Here is a 19,471-nt window from a genome sequence, read left to right on the forward strand (position 1 = left end):
GTTGCGTTTGTTGATACATACAATCATTACCCATCGCACCCACCTGTCGGTGTTTGCGATCAATAAAAATTTACTTACTTCTTCCAGATTGTTAAAGAACGTACAGCACTTGATCTCTAAAAGATCAAACATAAACATACGCCGCTTGGCGTTGCTTGCATTTGAACTTTTTGGTGGAGGATGACGGGATCGAACCGACGACCCCCTGCTTGCAAAGCAGGTGCTCTCCCAGCTGAGCTAATCCCCCTGAGATTTACTACTAGGGTAAAACTGGTAGGGCTGGTTGGACTCGAACCAACGACCCCCGCGTTATCAACACGGTGCTCTAACCAGCTGAGCTACAGCCCCAAATGCTGTTCTTTATATTTACAGTCGATAAGTGTGAACGCTTGATGAGTGAATCATTACTGATTCGTGCGACTCTAGAAAGGAGGTGATCCAGCCGCACCTTCCGATACGGCTACCTTGTTACGACTTCACCCCAGTCACGAATCCTACCGTGGTAAGCGCCCTCCTTGCGGTTAAGCTACCTACTTCTGGTAAAACCCGCTCCCATGGTGTGACGGGCGGTGTGTACAAGACCCGGGAACGTATTCACCGCGACATGCTGATCCGCGATTACTAGCGATTCCAACTTCATGCAGTCGAGTTGCAGACTACAATCCGGACTACGATACACTTTCTGCGATTAGCTCCCCCTCGCGGGTTGGCGGCGCTCTGTATGTACCATTGTATGACGTGTGAAGCCCTACCCATAAGGGCCATGAGGACTTGACGTCATCCCCACCTTCCTCCGGTTTGTCACCGGCAGTCTCATTAGAGTGCCCTTTCGTAGCAACTAATGACAAGGGTTGCGCTCGTTGCGGGACTTAACCCAACATCTCACGACACGAGCTGACGACAGCCATGCAGCACCTGTGTGATGGTTCTCTTTCGAGCACTCCCAAATCTCTCCGGGATTCCATCCATGTCAAGGGTAGGTAAGGTTTTTCGCGTTGCATCGAATTAATCCACATCATCCACCGCTTGTGCGGGTCCCCGTCAATTCCTTTGAGTTTTAATCTTGCGACCGTACTCCCCAGGCGGTCTACTTCACGCGTTAGCTGCGTTACCAAGTCAATTAAGACCCGACAACTAGTAGACATCGTTTAGGGCGTGGACTACCAGGGTATCTAATCCTGTTTGCTCCCCACGCTTTCGTGCATGAGCGTCAGTTTTGACCCAGGGGGCTGCCTTCGCCATCGGTGTTCCTCCACATATCTACGCATTTCACTGCTACACGTGGAATTCTACCCCCCTCTGCCAAACTCTAGCCTTGCAGTCTCCATTGCCATTCCCAGGTTGAGCCCGGGGATTTCACAACAGACTTACAAAACCGCCTGCGCACGCTTTACGCCCAGTAATTCCGATTAACGCTTGCACCCTACGTATTACCGCGGCTGCTGGCACGTAGTTAGCCGGTGCTTATTCTTCAGGTACCGTCATTAGATCTCTGTATTAGAAAGACCCGTTTCTTCCCTGACAAAAGAGCTTTACAACCCGAAGGCCTTCTTCACTCACGCGGCATTGCTGGATCAGGCTTGCGCCCATTGTCCAAAATTCCCCACTGCTGCCTCCCGTAGGAGTCTGGACCGTGTCTCAGTTCCAGTGTGGCTGGTCGTCCTCTCAGACCAGCTACTGATCGATGCCTTGGTAGGCTTTTACCCTACCAACTAGCTAATCAGATATCGGCCGCTCCAGGAGCATGAGGTCTTGCGATCCCCCACTTTCATCCTTAGATCGTATGCGGTATTAGCGTAACTTTCGCTACGTTATCCCCCACTCCAGGGTACGTTCCGATATATTACTCACCCGTTCGCCACTCGCCGCCAGGTTGCCCCGCGCTGCCGTTCGACTTGCATGTGTAAGGCATGCCGCCAGCGTTCAATCTGAGCCAGGATCAAACTCTTCAGTTTAATCTCTGTTACTTTTGCCGTTTTACCGGCACTCTTATTGCTAAGAGGTCGCTCACTCAAAATACTGACAGGCCACTACTTTCGTAGCGCCTATTTCATTACTTCTTGTGAACATTTGATATTTTAAGTATCGCGGAACTTGGTTACCCTTGTTCCGCGTGCACTTTCATCAAACGTCCACACTTATCGACTGTTAATTTTTAAAGAACTTTGTTTGGTGCTGCTTGCACGCTTGACAAATCGTTTTGTTCGTCAGCGAAGAAGGAAGAGTATGAATCGTTTAGACCGTTTCGTCAACCTTCTTTTTTATCCCGCTTCACTCTGCAACACCTTGTTTTGTGTGCACCGTTTTGCGAGGAGGCGAACTATAGCAAAGGCCCCTTCATCCCTGCAAGGCTTTTTTTTCGGCTGCTACAATCGCGCCTTTTTCGACACAGCGACCTGCAGCAATGACTAAGCAATCCATCAAGCGCGGCGGCTTCAGCTCCAGCTTCGGCGTTCTCGCCGCCACCCTCGGTTCCGCCGTCGGCCTCGGCAACATCTGGAAGTTCCCCTATCTAACCGGCGCCAACGGCGGCGCCGGCTTTTTGCTGGTGTACCTGCTCGCCACACTGGTCATCGGCCTGCCAGTAATGATTGCCGAAATCACCATGGGCCGCGCCGCGAAAGCCAATCCCATCACCACACTGCAACAGCTCGCACCCACCAAAATGCCCTGGTGGCTGATCGGCGTCGCCGGCATGGCGGCAGCGTTCCTGATCCTCTCGTTCTATTCGGAAGTGGTGGCGTGGGTGTTCGCCTATGTCTTCAAAGCCATTGGCGGCTCAATCCTCAGCAGCGATCGCCAAGTCACGGAGGCGGCTTTCACCTCCCTGATCAGCGATCCCCTGCAATCGCTGCTGTGGCAATGGGCGGTGCTGGTGTTTATTGGCGGCATCCTGCTGATGGGTGTGACCAAAGGCATCGAAGGAATCGCCAAGAAACTGATGCCGATATTGTTTTTTCTACTACTGGTGCTGTGCGCGGTCAGTCTTTCGCTCGACAAGGCGGCAGACGGCCTTGCCTTCCTGTTCCGTCCGGACTTTAGCAAGATTACGGCCGGTGTCATCCTCACGGCGATGGGCCTGGCATTCTTCAAACTGTCGCTGGGCATGGGGACGATGATGACCTACGGCTCCTACTTCCGCGACGACCAGAACATTCCGCAAACAACGCTGCGCGTGATGGCGGCCGATCTATGCGTCTCGATGCTGGCCGGGATCGCCATCTTTCCGGCGGTCTTCACGTTCGGTTTCGAGCCGGCCGCCGGCCCGGCGCTGGTGTTCATCACCATTCCGGCCGTGTTCTCGCAGATTCCCGGCGGCCACCTGCTGATGATCGCCTTCTTTGTGCTGGCCGCGGTAGCCGCGACCGGTGCGATGCTGTCGCTGATGGAGGTGCCGGTGGTGATCCTGCATGAGCGCCTCGGCATGAGCCGCGCGAAGGCGACGTTGCTGACCATCGCCATCCTGATGCTGCTCGGCTCGACCTGCGCGTTGACCAACAATGTACTGGCCGACTTCAAACTGTTCGGCATGAACATGTTCGACCTGTTCGACTTTGTGTCCTCCAACGTGCTGCTGCCGCTGGGCGGCATAGCGCTGGCCTTGTTCGTCGGCTGGGCCTGGGGCCCCGACCGGTTCGCGCATGCGCTGTCGAATCACGGCGCGCTGGCCAACCAGGCCACCGCGCGCGTGGTGTTTTTTCTGCTGCGTTATGTGTCGCCGCTGCTGATCCTGCTCGTCATGCTCAAGGGGCTGAATTTGCTGTAATCGGCAACACAGCCTTTACCTATTCCTGCGACCAGACGGCAACGCTTTCACCCGGCAAAATACTTGCCGCCGGGACGCTCGTGCCGCCCGTGGTCGCGGGAACGCTCATGCGCTGGACCAGGGCATATCCGGTGGCGCCGTTGGCGCGCACATAGCTGTATGCGAAGAAATAGAAATCCAGGTTATTCGCGGAGTCATGCAGCATCTGGCCTTTCAGACCCGCGTTCACGGTCGCCGCGTCGATCTTGCTCACGCCGGCAGCAGAAGTGAATGTAGCGTTGCCAGCGCTATCGAAACTGATCGATTGCCGAACGCTGTTGATGGCGCAATCCTCGCGGTACGTCGCCAGGGTTTGGCCCGCCAGTTCCGAGGCGGCGCCGAGCTGCCGCGCCGCGCGCGCCACCAGCACGTCGGTGGCGTCGGGAACCGAGGTGGTGCCCGTCGCAGGCCGGCACAACATTGTCACCGCAGGCATCAAGCCGCCTCCCTGGATAGTGGAGCTGGTGATAAAAGTAGAAGCGTACTGGATCTGATTCGCGGCGCCGCGCGTCCAGCCGACGGTTGTTTGCCCCAGCCCATAAATCAGGCTGCCGGCCGTGGCGGGGGGAGCGACGCCTCCCGCCGAGTAGCTGAAGCGCGCGGAATAGGATGGCGTGCCGGTCGGACGTTGCGCCGTGCTGAACCCGGAGTAACGCACGATCGTCGGGTATGCTCCAGGCCCCTGTATCGAGGCAACATATTCGTCGATCTGCGCCTGGTAGGCGGCCATGTCCGTTGTGGCTGTGATCGCGCTAAGAAGATCGCGTGCGCCCTGCAGGATGGAATCGCCGGCATAGGCGGCGCTCTCGGCCGGGGTATCCAGCGCGGCCGTGACAGCGGTGGCGCCCTGCGTTTTCTTCGTGATCATCATCGCGTCGCTGCCCTGCGCACCGTTCAGGATGACCAGCGCAATTTGCGCGCGCGTGAATTTTCCGCCATCGACAAGCGCACTCCAGTAGTCATTTCCGGTTGATTCAGCGATGCGATTAAACGCGTTGAGATAGACGGCGTTGACAAAGGCCGCGCTGGTGCCGGAGGTGACATCCTGCGCCTCGACGCTCAGGGCGAAGGCGTCGACCATTTGCTTGACACCGTCATTGGTCGCATAGCTCGACGCGAGACCTAGCAACGTCAGCGGCATATTGGCATTGCTGAACTGCTGTCCCCAAAACGCCAATCCCGCCGGGTCGGCCGGGCGGCCGTAGAAGCCGAGATAGATTTGCTGCAGCAGCGGTGTATAAACCGAAGCGGCCTGCTGCGCGGCCTGTGGCGAGACCACGGTGGCTCCCGATGAAAGCAACGCCGCCTTTTGCCCGGTGGTTTCCGTGTCCGAGCCACCGCAAGCGCTCAACGCCGCGCCCACTACGCAAAGACATGCAACTTTCGATGGGATCTTCATGAGGTCATCTCCAATTATCAAGGAGAAAATGATACCATTTTTGCAACCGCGAGAGCGAAATAAAAATACCCCGCCGGCGTCATGCGCGGCGGGCGCCCTGGGGTCCTCGTCAGAACCAGGTCTCGACCTGGAAGCCGACCGAGGTCCCGCTGGTGCGGTTGTTATACACCGGGCCGCTGCTGTTGGCGGCGTTCACGGACGCGGTCGCCGCGTCGTTCCACTTGCCGTACGTGACGAAGGCGCGCAGTTCGGGGCGCGCCCACAGACCGGGCCCGGCCGAGATGGTCGGCGCGAACGTCACTTTGGTCAACCGCTGCGCCGCGCCGCCGGTCGGCGAAGTCACGCGGTCGGTGCCCAGCTCCATCACCAGTTTGAAGTTCTTGGTCAGCGCGTAGACCGGGCGCACGCCCAGCGATGTCCAGGTGCTCGAACCGATCGCGTCGGATTTGTCCTTCTGCACCAGCGCCACCATTTCCACGCCGAAGTTCCAGGTGGGCTGGATCCACAGGTTGTCGAACACACGCATGCGCGTCACGTCCGATCCCAGCAGCGTGCTGCCGGCCGACCCCATGCCGCCATGGTCGCCGCCGATGCCGGTGCCCGGCCCCACGCCGTACTGCACGCCGAAGTTGTTGGCGCCGCCAAACACGTCAGCCTGCTTGTGGAAGGCCGACAGTTGCCAGCCGTTGTGACGGGCGCCCAAGGTCTCGTCGCCCTGCGCCGTGATGATGGACGCGGCCATGTCGATGGTGCCGCCGGCGTTGACCGGCAAGTCCTGGTACATCAGGTTCTGGCGGGTGGCGGCGGTGGAGCCGAGCACGGCGCCGTTCGGCGCGATGGCGTTGATATCGTTGTCCTTGAAAAAGGCGTATGAGATCTTGCCGGGGCCGGCCTGGATCTTGTCGAGGCCCGCGCCGGTGCCGCTGAAATTAATGTACTGGAAATCCATCATGTGGATATCGGGACGGTTGTAGTAGCGCTTGCCGATCCAGGCCGTGCCCCCGTGCAGGAAGTCCAGGCCCTTGGCCTCGACGTAGCCCTTCAAGATATCGAACTCGGCGTCGCGGAAGCCGGACTTGTTGCCGTAGGCGATCACCCACAGGGTGGCGACGTAGCGCACGCCATCCGATTCGGCGATCTCCTTGGTGTAGCCGCCTTCGAAGTCGGAATCGCACTCGTTGCCCAGCCGGTATTTGCGGGTGCTGCCGCCCAGGCCATAGCAGCCTTGCGGTCCGCGATCGCCGTTAAGCGAGGTGCCGGCGCCCACGCGCAGATAGCCGTGGAAGCCTTCGGCGTCCTGCCCGGCCTGGGCAGCGGCGGTGCCGCTCGCGACGCCAAGCGCCAGCACCATAGCCATCGGCAGCGCCGCTTTTTGCATTTGATTTTTCATGTTTGTCTCCGGTTTTATCGTTTTTTTGTTTTCGACGGACGTAGGGGTGCCGCCGGAGCGCCGTCGAGGAGCGCTCCGCTGTTTGCCACTGCGGGAAAAAGAACGAGCGTCTAGCTCATGACACTGCCGCCGTCGACGTTGAGCGTCTGGGCGGTGATGTAGGCCGAGTCGTCGCTGGCCAGGAAGATCGCGGCGCCGACCAGGTCCGCCGGTGTGCCCATGCGCCCCAGCGGCACGGCCAGGCCCACGGCTTTCTTCTTCTCGCCCGGCTGCAAACCTTCGTAGCGGGCGAACAGGGAATCGACATGGTTCCACATCGGCGTGTCGACCACGCCCGGCGCGATGCCGTTGACGCGGATGCCGTAGGGCGCCATGGCCAGCGCGGCCGACTGGGTGTAACTGATTACGGCAGCCTTGCTGGCGCAGTAATGCGCCACCAGCGCCTCGCCACGGCGGCCGGCCTGCGACGCCAGGTTGACGATGGCGCCGGTGCGGCCGGCGTCGCGCATGCTTTGAAGGACCCGCTGCATGACGAGGAACATGCCCTTGACGTTGACATCGAACAGGCGCTGGTACATGTCCAGATCCGATTCCAGCAGCGGCGCCATGTCAAACACGGCGGCGTTGTTGAACAGGATGTCGATGGGACCGAAGCGGCCCTGGGCCGCGGCCAGCAGCGCGCCGACCGATTCGGCGCTGGTGACGTCGGCCTGCACGTACTGCAGCTGCGCGGGATGGCGCGCCATCACCTCGGCCAGCGCGGGCGGCGCTTGCGGCGCCAGGTCGGCCACGGTGCAGCTGGCGCCTTCGGCCAGGTAGCCCTCGGCCACCGCGAGGCCGATGCCGCCACCGGCGCCGGTCAACAACGCATGCCGGGAAGCGAGACGATTCATGCGGATCTCCTTTCGTTATAGTCGATACAGTCATCTGCATCGTGAAAGAAAGTCTAGCAGCGGCCCCTCGGCAAAATCGATACTGCAAGCGCGATAATCGATACTCTTATACCTGTCAGGCGCCGAATCGTCCCGACGCCTGCTGGCGGAACTCCTTGGGCGTCATGCCCTTCAGCTCCAGGAAGCGGCGGTTGAAATTGGCGACGTTGTTAAAGCCGGCGTCGTAGCAGATGTTGGTGACATAGCGCTCCGTTTCCATCAGCAGCTGGCAGGCCTTGTTGACGCGCAGGCGGTTGACGAAATCGGTGAAGCTGTTGCCGGTGGCGGTGCGGAAGAAGCGCGTGAACATGCGCTCGGACATGCCCAGTTGCCGCGCCAGGTCGCCCATCGAAAACTGGCTGCTGAAATTCTGCACGATGAAGTCGACTGCGGAGCTGATGCGCGCCAGCGCGTCGTCGTCGTCGAACGACTGCATCGGCACGGTCGACAGCAGCTGGTAGTCGCTGCTGTCGGCCAGCTCGCCCAGCAAGGTGAGGAACTCGATGAAACGCGGCAGGCCCTTGCCGTCGCGGATGCGGATGAAGCGCTGCCTTGCCTGTTCGCTGATGCCGAAGAACTCGATGCCGTGGGTGGCGCGCTGCAGCAGCGGCATGATGCTCTTAACTTCGGGAATGGCGCCGGCCATCTGCTCCAGCGGCGCGTGGGTGAACTGAATCACCATGTCGCGCAACTTGACGCCTTCGGCGGGAGTGTCCAGCGACACCCAGTTGTGCGGAATGCGCGGCGCCGTCAGTACCAGATGGCCGGGGGAGAACTGGCCGATATAGTCGCCCACGAACACCTTGCCGCTGCTGGCGCAAATCAGGTGCAGCTCGTACTCGTCGTGGTAGTGCCAGCGTACCAGGGAGCTGGGGAAGCCATGCTCCAGGTAGCGGATAAAACCATATCGTCCATTCGGCTCGAACCCCTCGCTCGCGTCGCGCGCGCAATCGTGTTCCAGCTCCAGTGTGCGGTGTATGCTCTTGGGTGGCATGTCGCTGTCCTCCTCTCCTCGGTATGTGCTGCGCCAAATGAGTATAGCAAAGCCGATCCGCCTCAAAACAATGGCTGAACCTTCCGGTACAAGTCGCGGAATCGCTCGTGGCGCGGCAGCAGCTGCGCGCGCCAATCGGGTTCCGGCGCGATCACCTCCAGCACCGGCGGCGCCACGCATACCCGCGCCACATCAAGACCGGGATCGGCGGCCAACATCGCCAGCCGGGCCGCGCCCAACGCCGCGCCGACGTGCGCGCCGGCATTGAGCGTCAGCGGCACATCGAGCGCGCTGGCCAGCAGCCGCGCCCAGTATCGGCTTCGGCTGCCGCCGCCCACCAGTGCCGCCGTGCGCATGTCGCCGCCGGCGTCGCGCAGCGCCAGGTAGCTGTCGCGCAGGCCGAACGCAACGCCCTCCAGTACCGAGTAGCCTAGCGACGCGCGGTCGGTGTCGTGCCGCAGGCCGAGCCACACGCCGCTGGCCAGCGGATCGTTGTGCGGCGTGCGCTCGCCCGACAGGTACGGCAGGAACAATGGCGCGGTCGCGCGCACTCCCGGTCCCGCGCTTTCGATTTCCTCCAGCAGCGCCGCCTCGTCGGCGGCATGCGTCAGCGCCGTCACCCAGCGCAGGCAGCTGGCGGCCGACAGCATCACGCCCATCTGATGCCATTGCCCGGGCAGCGCGTGGCAAAAGGTGTGCAGGCCCTGCGCGGGATTCGGCCGGTAGGCATCGCTGGCGGCGAAGAAAACGCCCGAGGTGCCCAGCGAGATGAAGGTGTCGCCCGGCGCCGCGACGCCCATGCCCACCGCGCTGGCCGCGTTGTCGCCGGCGCCGCCGGCCACCACCACCGGCGTCGCGATGCCCCATCCGCGCGCCAACTCCGCGCGCAGCATGCCGCCCGGCGCCGTGCCCTCCACCAGACGTGGCATGTGGGCGCGGGACAAGCCGCAGGCCTCGAGCATTGTGTCGGACCAGTCGCGCCGCGCTACATCCAGCCACAAGGTGCCGGAAGCGTCGGACATGTCGGAGATGAACTCGCCCGTCAGCAGGTAGCGCAGGTAGTCCTTGGGCAGCAGCACCGTGGCGATGCGGGCGAACAGCTCAGGCTCGTGGCGCGCCACCCACAGCAGCTTGGGCGCGGAAAAGCCGGGCATGGCGAGGTTGCCGGTGATATGGCGCAGTTCCGGCGCGCGCCGTTCCAGCTCCGCGCATTCGGCGCCGGCCCGGGTATCGTTCCACAGGATGGCCGGACGCAGCACCCGGCCCGAAGCGTCCAGCAGCACCGTGCCGTGCATCTGGCCGGACAGGCCGATGCCGCGCAGCGCCGCCATCCCCTGGGGATGCTCGCGGACGATGGCGTCGATCGCGGTCCGGGTGGCGAGCCACCAGTCGGCCGGGTCCTGCTCCGACCATTGCGGCATCGGCCGGCTGATCGCCAGTGGCGCGTGCGCGCTGGCGACGGTGCGTTGCTCCGCGTCGATCAGCAGCACCTTCACCTCCGAAGTGCCCAGGTCTATGCCCAGATACATGGTCCTACTCCTTCGTGGCCAACACGTGATCCAGCGCGGCTCGCACGCCGTCGCGGTACAGGCGCGCGAGAGACTCTGTAACGGCCGCCGCAAAGCGCGGCTCGTCGGCCAATTCTCCGAACAATTCGCGCAGCGATAGCAGCGGCCCCGCATTGGCGCCGCCGCGCAGCGCGTGCTCGCGCAAGCGTTCCCCGTGCGGGTCGATCAGCGGCATCACCGCGCCCGACTCGGAGCGGCCGTTCAGGTAGCGGAACCAGCACGCCACGGTAAAGCCGAGCCGCGTGATCGGGCCGCCCCGTTCCAGCTGTTCCCGCACCGAGGGCAGCACAAATTTGGGAATGCGCGCCGATCCTTCGGTGCCGATGCGCGACAACTGGTCGCGGATGGTCGGATTGGAGAAACGCTCGATCAGCGTGCGCTTGTAGGCCTCCAGGTCGATGCCCTCGACGGCGGGCAGCAAGGGCGTGACCTCGATATCCATCATGTCGCTGAATAGCTGGCGGATGCCGGCGTCCGCCATCGCTTCGTGCGCGTACTCGTAGTCGAACAGCATGCCGAGATAGCACAGCGACTGGTGGCCGGCGTTGAGCAGCCGCAGTTTCATTTTTTCGTAGGGCAGCACGTCGCCCGTCATCTGCGCGCCGACCAGCTCCCACGCCGGCCGGCCGCCGGGGAAACGGTCCTCGATCACCCACTGCAGGAATGGCTCGGTCATCACCGGCCAGGCGTCGGCCAGGCCGAAGCGGTCGCGCAGCAGCGCGCGGTGTTCGTCGGTGGTGGCGGGCGTGATGCGATCGACCATGCTGTTGGGGAAAGCGGCGTGTTGCGCCACCCACTCGCTCAACGCCGGATCGCGCAGGGCGGTGAAGGCCAGCAGCATCTTGCGCAGCACGTCGCCGTTGTTTTGCAGGTTATCGCACGACATCAGCGTGAAGGGCGCCAGGCCGCGTTCGCGTCGGCGGTTCAGCGCCTCGGCCAGATAGCCGAACGAGCAGCGCGGCGTGAGCGGGTGCGCCAGGTCGTGCGCAATGTCCGCATGGCCGGCGTCGAATTCGCCGGTGCCCTGGTTGATGTAGTAGCCGCCCTCCGTGATCGTCAGCGCGACGATGCGGGTGCCGGGATCGGCCATCTTTTCCAGCACCGCCCCGGCGTCGTCCGGCGCGTACAGGAATTCCAGCAGTGATCCGATCACGCGCGCCGCATCGCCCTGCGCGCCGCGTTCGACCACGGTGTACAGGCAATCCTGGGCCAGCATGGCGTCGCGGATGGCCGCGTCGTGCGGCAGCAAGGCCACGCCGCAGTAGCCCCATTGCTGGTGTCCGGGCAGGTGCAGCAGCCGGTCCAGATAGACCGCCTGGTGCGCGCGGAAAAATCCGCCGACGCCGATATGCACGATGCTGCGCGCGACATCCCGGCGATCGTAATCCGGCCCGGCGACATTAGGCGGCAGATTGGCCAGCGCGGTCTGGTTCAATGCGATAGCCTTCATGCCGACACTCCCCGCGCGGCGGCATAGGTTTTGCCGGCGGCGTCGAAATGGTGCACCGCGCCCGGGTCGAAGCAAAGCCGCGTGCCGTCGCCGGGACGCAGGGCGGTGCGCTCGCCGCCACGCGTGACGATCTGCACGTTGTTTTCCAGGCGCGCGTAGACCAGCGTCTCCACGCCCAGCGATTCGACCAAGTCCACCGTCGCCGGCAGGCTGCCGGGTGTCGCGCCCTCCCCCGTCCCGCACAGCCGCACGTGTTCCGGACGGATGCCGACGAAGCCGTCGCCACGCGCCCCGCTCCCCGCCAGCGGTCCCAGCATCGGCAGGGCGGTCGCCGGCACCACGTTCATGCTCGGCGTGCCGATGAACTGCGCCACGAAACGGTTGGCGGGACGGTCGTAGAGTTCCAGCGGCGTGCCGTGCTGCTCGATCTGGCCGTCGCGCAGCACCACCACGCGGTCGGCCAATGTCATCGCCTCGACCTGGTCGTGGGTGACGTAGATCGAGGTCGCACCCAGTTCGGCGTGCAGCTTGGCGATCTGGATGCGGGTCTGCACGCGCAGCGCCGCGTCGAGGTTCGACAGCGGCTCGTCGAACAGGAACACCTTCGGATCGCGCACGATCGCGCGCCCGATCGCCACGCGCTGGCGCTGTCCGCCCGACAGGTCCTTCGGCGTGCGTTGCAGGTATTTTCCCAGGTCGAGAATGGCGGCGGCCTTCTCGACCTTCTCGCGGATCACCGCGCGGTCGACGCCGGCCAGCTTGAGCGCGAACGACATGTTCTCGAACACCGTCATGTGCGGATACAGCGCATAGGACTGGAACACCATCGCCAGGTCGCGCTTGGACGACGGCAGCGCGGTGATGTCGCGCCCATCCAGCAGCAGGCTGCCCTTGTCGATGGTTTCCAGGCCGGCGATCATGCGCAGCAAGGTCGATTTGCCGCAGCCGGATGGACCGACGAAGACCACGAATTCGCCCTTTTCGATGGCCAGGTCGATGCCCTTGATGGCGTGGTGCTCGCCGAAGAATTTTTCGATGTTACTGAGTTGGAGGTATGCCATGGTTGCTGTCCTAAGTTGATGGTTGCCGCGCTTATTTGACGGCGCCGAACGTCATGCCTTGCACCAGCTGCTTCTGGCAGAACCAGCCCAGCGCCATGATCGGCGCGATCGCCATCAGCGAGGCGGCCGACAGCTTGGCCCAGAACAGGCCTTCGGGGCTGGAGTAGGAGGCGATCAGCCAGGCCAGGGTGCCGGCGTTGGCCGCGCCCAGGTTCAGCGACCAGAACGACTCGTTCCAGGCCCACACCATGCACACCAGCGCGGTCGAGGCGATGCCGCCCGTCGACAGCGGCAGCACGATGTGGCGGAACTCGTGGAACACGGTGGCGCCGTCCATGCGCGCCGCCTCCAAAATCTCGCGCGGCAGTTCGCGCAGGTTGGTGTACAGGAGCCAGATCATGATGGGTAAATTCATCAGCATGAACATGACGGTCAATCCGGCCCAGCTATCGAGCAGGCCGAAATACTGGTAGCAGATATAGATCGGCATCAGCGCGCCCACGCCGGGCATGTAGCGCGAGCTGAGGATGAACTTGAGCAGGCCGATGGTGCCGCGCGTGGGGAAGAAGGCCATCGAGTACGCTGCAGGCAGCGCGATCGCCAGGCCGATGGCCGTCGACAGCACGCTGGTGAGCAGCGAATTGAGCGCGTAGCCGATGTAGTGGTCGCGCGCCATGACGTCGCGGAAGCTTTGCAACGTCGGCGAGAAGAACAGCAGCGGCGGCGTGGAGATGGCCTGGGCTTCGGTCTTGAAGGCCATCAGTCCGAGCCAGAAGATCGGAAAGAACAGCAGCAGCGCGAAGAACCAGGCGGCTACGGTGCGGACGTGCAGGGTGGTGTGCTTGTGCATCGCGGTCTCCTTATTTGGCCAGGTTCTTGCCGATGACGCGCATCAGGAAGAAGGCGGCGATATTCGCCAGCAGCACAGCGAACAACGCGCCGGCCGACGCCGCGCCGATGTCGTAGGATTGCAGCGCCTGTTGATAGATCATGAACGTGATCGTGGTGGTGTCGAAACCGGGGCCACCGCCGGTGGTGGTGAAGATTTCGGCGAACACCGACAGCAGGAAGATCATCTCGATCATCAGCACCACCGACACCGCGCGCCCCAGGTGCGGGATGTACAGGTAGCGCAGCTGCTGCAGGTAGTTGGCGCCGTCCATGCCGGCCGCCTCCAGCTGCTCGCGGTCCATCGACTGCAGCGCCGTCATGAAGATCAGGCAGGCGAAGGGCAGCCACTGCCAGGACACCATCATGACGATCGACAGCAGCGGATACTCCGACAGCCAGTCGATCGGCGTCTGCCCGAGCAAATGGCTGACTTGTGCGAACAGGCCGTAGATGGGATTGAGCAGCATGTTCTTCCACATCAGCGAGTTCACCGCCGGCATGACCAGGAACGGCGAGATCAGAAGCACGCGGACGATGGCGCGGCCGGGAAAGGCTTCGTTGATCAGCAGGCCGAGGGCGGCGCCACCCAGCACGGTGATCAGCATGACCGAGAACATCAGCACGAAGGTGTTGTGCAGCGCCGGCACGAAGGCGCCGTCGGTGAAGAAGAAGTAGAAATTCTCCAGCCCGTGGAACGGGTGGTCGCCCGGCGCCAGCAGGCTGAATTTGACCAGCGAGTAGTACAGCGTGATCAGCAGCGGGACGATGGAAATGATGGCGATGGAAAGCACCGCCGGCGTCAGCAAAGTCCGAGGTATCAGTCGTTTCATGGGTAATCTCAAAGTGCGTGCGGGTGCTTACGGAACCGCCGGCGGATGCCGACGGCCCGGATGACTGTCAGTGCGGGTACGACGGTCGCGCTATTTGTAATAGCCTGCCTTGCGCATTTCCCGGTCGGCCGCCTGTTGCGACTTCTCGAGCGCCTGGTCGACCGTCACCTTGCCCAACAGCGCTGCGGTGATCTGCTGGCCGGTGGCCATGCCGATCGCCTGGAACTCCGGCACCGCCGCGTACTGCACGCCGATGTAGGGCGACGGTGGCAGGGTGTTTTGCTTGGGACTGGCGGTGGCGATGGCCTTGCCTTCGGCCGCCGCGAACTTGGCCGCCTTCACGAACTCGGGATTGGCGTAGGTGGACTTGCGCGTGCCGGTGGGGACGTTGGCCCAGCTGGTTTCCTTGGCCACCAGCTTGATGTATTCCTTGGACGTGGACCAGTTGATGAACTTCTGCGCCGCTTCCGGATGCTTGGAGCTTTTCGGTATCGCCAGCGCCCAGGCCCACAGCCAGTTGGCGCCGCGCTCGGTGACGGCGAACGGCGATTGCGCGTAGGCGACCTTGTCGGCCACCTTGCTTTGCTTCGGATCGCTGACGAAGGAGGCGGCGATGGTGGCGTCGATCCAGATTCCGCACTTGCCTTCGTTGAACATCGCCAGGATTTCATTGAAGCTGTTGGAGGACGAACCGGGCGGCCCGTACTTCTTCATCAAGTCGACGTACATGGTCAACGCGTCGCGCCACGGCTTGCTGGTGAACTGCGGCTGCCATTTCATGTCGAACACCTGGCCGCCGTAGGAGTTGGCCATGGTGGTCAGCAGCACCATGTTGTCGCCCCAGCCTGGTTTGCCGCGCAGGCAGATGCCGTAAACACCGTTGGCCGGGTCGTGGATCTTGGCCGCCACGGCGCGCAACTGGTCCCAGCTGGGCCGGTCCGCGATTGTCATGCCGGCCTTTTTCACCAGATCGCTGCGGTACATGATCATCGAGCTCTCGCCGTAGAACGGCGCGGCGTACAGTTGGCCGTTGAACGACAAGCCTTCGCGTATCGTCGGCAGCAAATCGTCGACGTCGTAGGCGGCGTCCGGTTTGATCGGCAGCAGCCATTCCTTCTTGGCCCAGATCGGCGCTTCGTACATGCCGATCGTCATCAGGTCGAACTGTCCGCCTTTGGTGGCGATGTCGGTCGTCATGCGCTGGCGCAGCACGCCCTCTTCCAGGGTGACCCACTTCAGTTTGATATCGGGATTGGCTTGTTCGAAGTGTTTGCCGAGTTTTTGCATCTCGATCATGTGACCGTTGTTGACGGTTGCGATAACCAGGTCGGTGGCGGCGAGAGGGGAACCGCTGGCGCATAAAAGACCAACGCATAACGCACTGAGGGCGATACGATTCATGGTGTTGTCTCCAGATTTTATGATTTTTTGTCGGGGCGGCGCCTGTGAGCACCACTCCTGCAATGTATCATCGGCCTCCGATACTTTCCGATACTGAAAACCCAAGTCTCGATACTTTTCGGTACGGGGAACGGGATCAGGAAGGGCGTAACGGGAACCAGAGTATCTGGATAAGAAAACGCGAGATGAAAAGCAGGACGAAAAAAAACCCCACCGGCGCTCATGGCGGGTGGGGCTTTTAGGAATAACTAGCTTGACGATAACCTACTTTCACACTGGTTGCAGCACTATCATCGGCGCAGAGTCGTTTCACGGTCCTGTTCGGGATGGGAAGGGGTGGGACCGACTTGCTATGGTCATCAAGCATTGACCGGTACTACAAACGTCGCGTTTCCGCGCCGCTGAGAATCTTGGGATGAAAAGACCCCCACCTGCACCGGACGCGTTCTTGCGCATTCAGGCGGATGGGGGCTTCTCTATATAACTAGCCTGACGATAACCTACTTTCACACTGGTTGCAGCACTATCATCGGCGCAGAGTTGTTTCACGGTCCTGTTCGGGATGGGAAGGGGTGGGACCAACTTGCTATGGTCATCAGGCATTGACTTGTACGAGCCGCGTTCTTGTGAACGTTGCTCAGAATCTGGAGAAGTAAGTAATCAGTATCTCAATACTGGGTAATGAAGTTGTGTATCAACGAACGTTTCAACGCACTTCTTATTCAACCATAACCTGCTAAGGTTATAGGGACAAGCCGTACGGGCAATTAGTATCAGTTAGCTTAATGCATTACTGCACTTCCACACCTGACCTATCAACGTCCTGGTCTCGAACGACCCTTCAAAGAGCTCAAGGCTCTGGGAAATCTCATCTTAAGGCAAGTTTCCCGCTTAGATGCTTTCAGCGGTTATCTCTTCCAGACTTAGCTACCCGGCAATGCCACTGGCGTGACAACCGGTACACCAGAGGTCTGTCCACTCCGGTCCTCTCGTACTAGGAGCAGCCCCCTTCAAATTTCCAACGCCCACGGCAGATAGGGACCAAACTGTCTCACGACGTTTTAAACCCAGCTCACGTACCACTTTAAATGGCGAACAGCCATACCCTTGGGACCGGCTACAGCCCCAGGATGTGATGAGCCGACATCGAGGTGCCAAACTCCCCCGTCGATATGAACTCTTGGGAGGAATCAGCCTGTTATCCCCAGAGTACCTTTTATCCGTTGAGCGATGGCCCTTCCATACAGAACCACCGGATCACTATGTCCTACTTTCGTACCTGCTCGACTTGTCAGTCTCGCAGTTAAGCACGCTTATGCCATTGCACTATTAGCACGATGTCCGACCGTACCTAGCGTACCTTCGAACTCCTCCGTTACACTTTAGGAGGAGACCGCCCCAGTCAAACTGCCTACCATGCACTGTCCCCGACCCGGATAACGGGCCAAGGTTAGAACCTCAAATGAACCAGGGTGGTATTTCAAGGTTGGCTCCACGAGAACTGGCGTCCCCGCTTCAAAGCCTCCCACCTATCCTACACAGATTGATTCAAAGTCCAATGCAAAGCTACAGTAAAGGTTCATGGGGTCTTTCCGTCTAGCCGCGGGTAGATTGCATCATCACAAACACTTCAACTTCGCTGAGTCTCGGGAGGAGACAGTGTGGCCATCGTTACGCCATTCGTGCAGGTCGGAACTTACCCGACAAGGAATTTCGCTACCTTAGGACCGTTATAGTTACGGCCGCCGTTTACTGGGACTTCAATCAAGAGCTTGCACCCCATCATTTAATCTTCCAGCACCGGGCAGGCGTCACACCCTATACGTCCACTTTCGTGTTTGCAGAGTGCTGTGTTTTTATTAAACAGTCGCAGCCACCAGTTTATTGCAACCCGTTCACCCTACTGAAGTAAATCAGCCAAGCTACAAGGGCGTACCTTTTCCCGAAGTTACGGTACCAATTTGCCGAGTTCCTTCTCCCGAGTTCTCTCAAGCGCCTTAGAATACTCATCTCGCCCACCTGTGTCGGTTTGCGGTACGGTCTCGTATGACTGAAGCTTAGAGGCTTTTCTTGGAACCACTTCCGATTGCTTCGAGACCTAAATCTCTCGTCCCACTCCCTTGAATTACGCGCCCGGATTTGCCTAAGCGCCTTCTATGAAGCAGCAACCAACTATTCCAACAGTTGGACAACCTTCCGCGATCCGTCCCCCCATCGCATCATACGACGGTGCAGGAATATTAACCTGCTTCCCATCAGCTACGCATCTCTGCCTCGCCTTAGGGGCCGACTCACCCTGCTCCGATGAACGTTGAACAGGAAACCTTGGGCTTACGGCGTGGGGGCTTTTCACCCCCATTATCGCTACTCATGTCAGCATTCGCACTTCTGATACCTCCAGCATCCTTTACAAGACACCTTCGCAGGCTTACAGAACGCTCTCCTACCATATGCTTACGCATATCCGCAGCTTCGGTGACTGGCTTAGCCCCGTTACATCTTCCGCGCAGGACGACTCGATCAGTGAGCTATTACGCTTTCTTTAAATGATGGCTGCTTCTAAGCCAACATCCTGACTGTTTTAGCCTTCCCACTTCGTTTTCCACTTAGCCAATCTTTGGGACCTTAGCTGGCGGTCTGGGTTGTTTCCCTCTTGACGCCGGACGTTAGCACCCGACGTCTGTCTCCCAAGCTCGCACTCATCGGTATTCGGAGTTTGCAATGGTTTGGTAAGTCGCGATGACCCCCTAGCCATAACAGTGCTCTACCCCCGATGGTGATACTTGAGGCACTACCTAAATAGTTTTCGGAGAGAACCAGCTATTTCCAAGTTTGTTTAGCCTTTCACCCCTACCCACAGCTCATCCCCTAATTTTTCAACATTAGTGGGTTCGGACCTCCAGTGCGTGTTACCGCACCTTCATCCTGGCCATGAGTAGATCACTTGGTTTCGGGTCTACACCCAGCGACTATCGCCCTGTTCGGACTCGATTTCTCTACGGCTTCCCTATATGGTTAACCTTGCCACTGAATGTAAGTCGCTGACCCATTATACAAAAGGTACGCAGTCACGGAACAAGTCCGCTCCTACTGTTTGTATGCACACGGTTTCAGGATCTATTTCACTCCCCTCCCGGGGTTCTTTTCGCCTTTCCCTCACGGTACTGGTTCACTATCGGTCGATTACGAGTATTTAGCCTTGGAGGATGGTCCCCCCATATTCAGACAGGATTTCTCGTGTCCCGCCCTACTTGTCGCACGCTTAGTTCCACACATCGCATTTCACATACGGGACTATCACCCGCTATGGTTCCTATTTCCAGAGGATTCTGTTATGCGTCATGCTAAAACGTGCAGGCTCTTCCCATTTCGCTCGCCACTACTTTGGGAATCTCGGTTGATTTATTTTCCTGCAGCTACTTAGATGTTTCAGTTCGCCGCGTTCGCTTTGCATACCTATGTATTCAGTATGCAATGACCTAAAAGGCCGGGTTTCCCCATTCGGAAATCTGCGGATCAAAGCTTGTTTGCTAGCTCCCCGCAGCTTATCGCAAGCTACTACGTCCTTCATCGCCTGTAATCGCCAAGGCATCCACCATGTGCACTTATTCACTTGTCCCTATAACGTTAGCCCCTTGCGACTAAACAAAGGAGCGGTTATAGAAATAAGAAGTACTACGTTGTTGCGTTTGTTGATACATACAATCATTACCCATCGCGCCACCTGTCGGTGATGCGATCAATAAAAAT

11 protein-coding genes, 2 tRNA genes and 4 rRNA genes are annotated in these 19,471 nt (G+C 60.1%); 1 reads left to right on the plus strand and 16 read right to left on the minus strand.

Annotated elements, in window-relative coordinates:
* Window positions 1-171: 171 nt before the first annotated feature.
* The 3 genes from NHH88_31855 to NHH88_31865 all read right to left on the minus strand — a co-directional run bounded on the left by NHH88_31855 (window position 172) and on the right by NHH88_31865 (window position 1,955).
* Window positions 172-247 (minus strand) — tRNA-Ala (locus NHH88_31855).
* A gap of 24 nt (window positions 248-271) precedes the next feature.
* Window positions 272-348, minus strand: a tRNA-Ile gene (locus NHH88_31860).
* Window positions 349-426: 78 nt separating this feature from the next.
* Window positions 427-1,955, minus strand: a 16S ribosomal RNA gene (locus NHH88_31865).
* Between the two features lie 449 nt (window positions 1,956-2,404).
* Here NHH88_31865 and NHH88_31870 point away from each other — a divergent pair.
* Complete coding sequence (locus tag NHH88_31870; protein ID USX14177.1) at window positions 2,405-3,766, plus strand: sodium-dependent transporter; 1,362 nt, start codon at window positions 2,405-2,407, stop codon at window positions 3,764-3,766.
* 19 nt (window positions 3,767-3,785) lie between these two features.
* Here the strand turns inward: NHH88_31870 and NHH88_31875 are convergent, their stop codons facing one another.
* The 13 genes from NHH88_31875 to NHH88_31935 all read right to left on the minus strand — a co-directional run bounded on the left by NHH88_31875 (window position 3,786) and on the right by NHH88_31935 (window position 19,340).
* Window positions 3,786-5,204 carry a DUF4214 domain-containing protein gene (locus tag NHH88_31875; GenBank protein USX14178.1) on the minus strand — a complete coding sequence of 473 codons (1,419 nt, stop codon included), beginning with the start codon at window positions 5,202-5,204 and terminating at the stop codon, window positions 3,786-3,788.
* A gap of 109 nt (window positions 5,205-5,313) precedes the next feature.
* Window positions 5,314-6,594 (minus strand): carbohydrate porin, encoded by a 1,281-nt coding sequence (locus tag NHH88_31880; protein USX14179.1) that lies wholly within the window; start codon window positions 6,592-6,594, stop codon window positions 5,314-5,316.
* 110 nt (window positions 6,595-6,704) lie between these two features.
* On the minus strand, window positions 6,705-7,487 hold the full coding sequence (locus NHH88_31885) for an L-iditol 2-dehydrogenase (GenBank protein ID USX14180.1): 783 nt from the start codon (window positions 7,485-7,487) through the stop codon (window positions 6,705-6,707).
* 115 nt (window positions 7,488-7,602) lie between these two features.
* The gene (locus NHH88_31890) at window positions 7,603-8,520 is read right to left on the minus strand and encodes an AraC family transcriptional regulator (protein ID USX14181.1); all 918 of its coding nucleotides are present in this window, start codon (window positions 8,518-8,520) and stop codon (window positions 7,603-7,605) included.
* A 62-nt stretch (window positions 8,521-8,582) separates the two neighbouring features.
* A complete protein-coding gene (xylB, locus tag NHH88_31895) occupies window positions 8,583-10,049 on the minus strand; it encodes a xylulokinase (protein ID USX14182.1) in 1,467 nt (488 codons plus the stop codon).
* Window positions 10,050-10,053: 4 nt separating this feature from the next.
* On the minus strand, window positions 10,054-11,538 hold the full coding sequence (locus tag NHH88_31900; protein USX14183.1) for a mannitol dehydrogenase family protein: 1,485 nt from the start codon (window positions 11,536-11,538) through the stop codon (window positions 10,054-10,056).
* Window positions 11,535-12,599 (minus strand): ABC transporter ATP-binding protein, encoded by a 1,065-nt coding sequence (locus tag NHH88_31905; protein ID USX14184.1) that lies wholly within the window; start codon window positions 12,597-12,599, stop codon window positions 11,535-11,537. Before NHH88_31905 ends, NHH88_31900 begins: the two co-directional genes overlap by 4 nt.
* 31 nt (window positions 12,600-12,630) lie before the next feature.
* Complete coding sequence (locus NHH88_31910) at window positions 12,631-13,449, minus strand: carbohydrate ABC transporter permease (protein USX14185.1); 819 nt, start codon at window positions 13,447-13,449, stop codon at window positions 12,631-12,633.
* Between the two features lie 10 nt (window positions 13,450-13,459).
* Window positions 13,460-14,320, minus strand: a complete 861-nt coding sequence (locus NHH88_31915) for a sugar ABC transporter permease (protein ID USX14186.1) — start codon at window positions 14,318-14,320, stop codon at window positions 13,460-13,462.
* Window positions 14,321-14,410: 90 nt separating this feature from the next.
* A complete protein-coding gene (locus NHH88_31920; protein ID USX17493.1) occupies window positions 14,411-15,616 on the minus strand; it encodes a sugar ABC transporter substrate-binding protein in 1,206 nt (401 codons plus the stop codon).
* A gap of 356 nt (window positions 15,617-15,972) precedes the next feature.
* Window positions 15,973-16,085: ribosomal RNA gene (gene rrf, locus NHH88_31925) — 5S ribosomal RNA — on the minus strand.
* A 123-nt stretch (window positions 16,086-16,208) separates the two neighbouring features.
* Window positions 16,209-16,321: ribosomal RNA gene (gene rrf, locus NHH88_31930) — 5S ribosomal RNA — on the minus strand.
* Between the two features lie 146 nt (window positions 16,322-16,467).
* Window positions 16,468-19,340 (minus strand): 23S ribosomal RNA (locus NHH88_31935).
* Between the last annotated feature and the right edge of the window lie 131 nt (window positions 19,341-19,471).

It is taken from the genome of Oxalobacteraceae bacterium OTU3CAMAD1 (assembly GCA_024123915.1).
GTDB lineage: Bacteria > Pseudomonadota > Gammaproteobacteria > Burkholderiales > Burkholderiaceae_D > Rugamonas.